The organism is Actinoplanes sp. NPDC051633 (genome assembly GCF_040681735.1).
In the GTDB taxonomy this organism is placed as follows: domain Bacteria; phylum Actinomycetota; class Actinomycetes; order Mycobacteriales; family Micromonosporaceae; genus Actinoplanes.
On sequence record NZ_JBFAZH010000652.1, the window covers coordinates 1 to 4,529 of the forward strand.

At 71.1% G+C, this 4,529-nt stretch carries 3 protein-coding genes and 2 pseudogenes; 3 read left to right on the plus strand and 2 right to left on the minus strand.

The window, feature by feature from the left end:
* Positions 1 to 253: pseudogene (locus AB0M20_RS28875) on the minus strand (ABC transporter substrate-binding protein); the annotation flags it as partial.
* Positions 254 to 285: 32 nt separating this feature from the next.
* On the minus strand, positions 286 to 1,284 hold the full coding sequence (locus AB0M20_RS28880; RefSeq protein ID WP_364303465.1) for a LacI family DNA-binding transcriptional regulator: 999 nt from the start codon (positions 1,282 to 1,284) through the stop codon (positions 286 to 288).
* A gap of 243 nt (positions 1,285 to 1,527) precedes the next feature.
* Here AB0M20_RS28880 and AB0M20_RS28885 point away from each other — a divergent pair, with 243 nt between their 5' ends.
* The 3 genes and pseudogenes from AB0M20_RS28885 to AB0M20_RS28895 all read left to right on the plus strand — a co-directional run.
* Complete coding sequence (locus AB0M20_RS28885) at positions 1,528 to 2,844, plus strand: Gfo/Idh/MocA family oxidoreductase (protein WP_364303466.1); 1,317 nt, start codon at positions 1,528 to 1,530, stop codon at positions 2,842 to 2,844.
* 2 nt (positions 2,845 to 2,846) lie between these two features.
* Entirely contained in the window at positions 2,847 to 4,253 is a 1,407-nt protein-coding gene (uxaC, locus tag AB0M20_RS28890) for a glucuronate isomerase (RefSeq protein WP_364303467.1), read from the plus strand.
* A pseudogene (locus tag AB0M20_RS28895) lies at positions 4,250 to 4,529 on the plus strand (fuconate dehydratase); the annotation flags it as partial. The gene uxaC and the pseudogene AB0M20_RS28895, both read left to right, overlap by 4 nt.

A 4,529-nucleotide genomic window follows, 5' to 3' on the forward strand; every position in this document is an offset into this window, starting at 1 on the left:
GCGTGGCGAGCTTGTCGAAGTAGCCCTGGTTGGCCTGCCAGGTCTTCTTGAACGTCACGTTCGGGTGCTTCGAGCTGTAGAGGTTGAGCGCCTGCTCGGTGAGCTCGGCGCGCTTGTCGCCACCCCACCAGAAGAAGGACAGCTCGACCTTGTCGTTGCTGCTGGATCCGCCGTCCTCCCCGCCCCCGCAGGCGGCGACGCCGAGCGCGAGCGGGAGGGTCAAGGCGGCGGCGAGCAGTCTTTTCAGGTGCATCGCGTTCTCTTTTCAGTTCAAGGGAGTTTTGTTCACGACGCGACGGCACGGCTGTGCGGGACCGGCCCGGTCGAGTCGCGGATGATGAGTTCGGTCTGCAACGTGGCTTGAGCGGTGGTGCGGCGGTCGTCGCCGTGCGCCAGCAGCATGTCGACGGCCGCCCGACCGGCGGCGGCGGTGGGGGTCGCCACCGTGGTCAGCTTGGGGCGGGTCAATCGGCTGAGCGTGATGTCGTCGATCCCGGTCACGCTCACGTCCTCGGGCACCCGCAAGCCGAGGGCGTGCAGCCCTTCCATCAGTCCGATGGCCATCAGGTCGTTGTAGGCGAGTACGGCGGTGACGCCGGCCCGCTGGATCTGCTCGGCGACCGCGAGGCCGCCGTCCTCGGTCGGCTGGTTCGGCCCGATCACGGTCAGCGGGAGGCCCCCGGCCCGGGCGGCCGACTGCACCGAGCGCCGGATCTCCCGGCTGGTCCACGACCCGCGCGGTCCGGTGACCAGAGCGATCGAGCGGTGCCCGAGGCCGGTCAGGTGGTCCAGGGCGTCGCGGGCGCCCTGGGCGACATCCATCACGACCGCGGGCAACCCCCCGATCCGCCGGTTCACCACCACCAGCGGCACCTCGCGGCTGAGCTGCTCGATCAGGCTGTTGCTCATCCGCGGGCTGCACAGCAGCACGCCGTCGACCTGTTTGGCGAGGGCGCGCACCAACTCCTCCTCGACCACCGCGTCCTCATTGGTGTCCGCGACGAAGATGTGATGGTCGTGGCGGCGGGCCTGGCTCTCCGCCGCCTTGATCAGCGGCGGGAAGAACGGGTTCGCGATGTCCGCGACGATCAGCCCGATGTTGTACGTGCGCCCGGTGATCAGCGCCCGCGCGGCCCGGTTCGGCCGATAGCCGAGCTGGTCGGCGCACGCCTGCACCCGGCTGCGGGTCTCGGCGTTCACCAGATGCGGCGCGGAGAAGGTGCGCGACACCGTGGAGATGTGCACGCCGGACGCACTCGCGACGTCGCGGATCGTGGCCGGCATGGCTGCACTCCCCTCTCCACATCGTCCATTGACGACTGACGAGCCGGGTCGATGGAGGTTCATTAATGCAAGGGGTTGCAGTGGTGTCAACGTCTATCGACTGCCATCTTGTTTCGAAATCATTTCGATCAACCACCAGATAGCCACATTTAACCGGGCAAGACGGCAGTCATCGTTGACTCATCCACGTCGATGTGCCTTACTTCCGCTGCAAAGGTTTGCAATCCGAACGGAGGTCCCCGGATGCGGCGCTACGCGGTCGTCGGCACCGGGGCGCGGGCGGAGATGTTCGTCCGCGCCCTCACCACCACGCACGCCGACCGGGCCCGGCTCGTCGCGCTGTGCGACCCCAATCCGCTCCGGATCGCGGCGCACCAGAGGTGGCTGGCCGAGACCGGCCATCCGGCGGTGGCCGAGTACCCGGCCGGACAGGTGGCCGAGATGCTGGGGAAAGAGAACGTCGACACGCTGGTCGTGACCAGCGTGGACCGGACGCACGCGGGGCACATCGTGACCGGGCTCGAGGCGGGCTGCGACGTGCTCTGCGAGAAACCGATGACCACCGACGCCGCCGGCGCCCGCGCGGTCCTCGACGCACAGCGGCGCACCGGCCGGCATGTCTCGGTGACCTTCAACTACCGGTTCAACCCGGTGCACGAGCGGGTCCGCACACTGCTGGCCGAGGGGGCGATCGGCGAGGTCGGGTCGGTGCACTTCGAGTGGCTGCTCGACGTGCGCCACGGCGCCGACTACTTCCGGCGCTGGCACCGCGACCGGGCCAACTCCGGCGGCCTGCTGGTGCACAAGTCCGGCCACCACTTCGACCTGGTCAACTGGTGGCTGGGCGCGCGCCCGGTGGAGGTGTACGCGTCCGGCCGGCTGTTCTTCTACGGCGACCGGGGCGGCGCCCGGCACGGCTACGCCCGCGACTACGAGCGGGCGCACGGCAGCCCGGCGGCCGACGACGACCCGTTCGCGCTCCGGCTGGCGGACAACGACCGGCTGCGCGCCCTCTACCTCGACGCCGAGGCCGCCGACGGCTACCTGCGCGACCAGAACGTGTTCGCACCGGGGGTGTCCATCCAGGACGACATGGCCGTGCTGGTGCGCTACGACACCGGCGCCACGATGACCTACCACCTCACCGCGTACGCGCCGTGGGAGGGCTACCGGCTGATGGTCAACGGCAGCAAGGGCCGGCTGGAGCTCGAGGTGGTGGAGAGCGACCACGTCAGCCCCGCCGACGCCGCCGGGCTCAAGGGCGCCGCCGTGCACGGGGTCGCCGCCACCACCGAGAAGGGCTGGGCCACGCTGACCGTCCGCCCGTTCTGGGCGCCGCCCCGCGACGTGCCGCTGCCGGAGCACTCCCGTGCGGGGCACGGCGGCGCCGACGAGCGCATGCTGGCCGTGCTGCTCGGCGCCGCCACCGACCCGCTGGACCGGTCGGCCACCGCCCGCGACGGCGCCCTCGCCCTGCTCACCGGCCTGGCCGCGAATCGATCGCTGGACACCGGCGCACCGGTCCGGACCGCGGACCTGCTCGACCTGCCTGAGGAGTGATCTTGCCCGACCTGACCTTCGCGAGCGGTGACCGGGAGCGTGACATCGCCCGTGACCTGCACGCGCTGACCGCCGAGCTACCGCTGATCTGCCCGCACGGCCACATCGATCCCCGGATCCTCGCCGACGACGCGCCCTTCGGCGACCCGGCGCAGCTGCTCGTGGTGCCCGACCACTACGTCACCCGGATGTTGCTGAGCCAGGGCATCCCGCCCGGGCGGCTGGGCGTGCCGGCCCGCACCGGCGAGCCCGTCGAGACCGACGGGCGGACCATCTGGCGGCTGCTCGCGGAGAACTGGTACCTGTTCCGTGGCACCCCGTCGCGGCTCTGGCTGGAACGCACCTTCGACACCGTCTTCGACGTGCGGACCCCGCTGCGCCCGGAGACCGCCGACGACATCTACGACGCCATCGCCGCCCGGCTGGCCGAGCCCTCGTTCCGGCCCCGGGCACTGTTCGAGAAATTCGGCATCGAGGTGCTGGCCACCACCGAGAGCCCGCTCGACGACCTGACGCAGCACGCCAAGCTCGAGGCGGACGGCTGGAAGGGCCGGGTGATCACCACCTTCCGGCCGGACAACGTGGTGGACATGGAGTTCGACGGCTGGGCCCACGCCGTCGCGCGTCTGGGCGAGGTGGCCGGGACGGACACCACCCGGTTCGGCGGGTACCTGGACGCGCTGCGGCGGCGCCGGGCCGACTTCATCGCGGCCGGCGCGACCAGCTCGGACCACGGCCACCCCACCGCCCTGACCATCGACCTGCCCGCGGCCGACGCGGCCGCCATCTACGAACGCGGGCTCGCCGGGACGGCGTCGGCCGCCGACCGGGAGCTGTTCCGGGCACACATGCTGATGGAGTTCGCCCGGATGTCGATCGACGACGGGCTGGTCATGCAGCTGCATCCCGGCGCGGTGCGCAACCACAACCGGTGGCTGCACGACATGCACGGGCGGGACACCGGCGGCGACATCCCGCAGGCCACCGACTACGTGCACGGGCTGAGGCCGCTGCTGGACGCGTACGGCAACGACCCGCGGCTGCGCGTGGTGCTCTACACCCTGGACGAGGACACCTTCTCCCGCGAGCTGGCTCCCCTGGCCGGTGGCTACGCCGCGCTCTACCTGGGCGCGCCCTGGTGGTTCCTGGACACCCCGGACGGCCTGCGCCGCTTCCGCGAGGCGGTGACCGACTCGGCCGGGTTCTACAACACCGCCGGCTTCGTCGACGACACCCGCGCGTTCTGCTCGATCCCGGTGCGGCACGACATCGCCCGCCGGGTCGACGCGGCCTATCTGGCCGGCCTGGTCACGCAGGGCAGGCTGCCCTACGACGAGGCCGCCGAGACCATCCAGGACCTGGCGTACCACCTGCCCAAGCACATCTTCCGGTTGGACGGCGAGAAGTGACCCGTATCGAACGCATCTCCGTGCACGACGTCCGGTTCCCCACCGCGGCGGCCGGCGACGGATCCGACGCCATCAACCGTGGCGACTACTCGGCGGCGTACGTCGAGCTGCACACCTCCGGCCCGCACACCGGCGCCGGGTTCACCTTCACCAACGGGCGCGGCAACGAGGTGGTGTGCGCGGCGATCCGCGCGCTCGCGTACCACCTCGAAGGCCGCAGCCTGGACGACCTGATCGCCGACCCGCTCGGTTTCTCGCGGTCGCTGACCGCGGATC

Coding starts and splice junctions, on each gene's coding strand:
- AB0M20_RS28885 (WP_364303466.1), top strand. CDS start 1,528: ATGCGGCGCTACGCGGTCGTCGGCACCGGGGCGCGGGCGGAGATGTTC.
- AB0M20_RS28880 (WP_364303465.1), bottom strand. CDS start 1,284: ATGCCGGCCACGATCCGCGACGTCGCGAGTGCGTCCGGCGTGCACATC.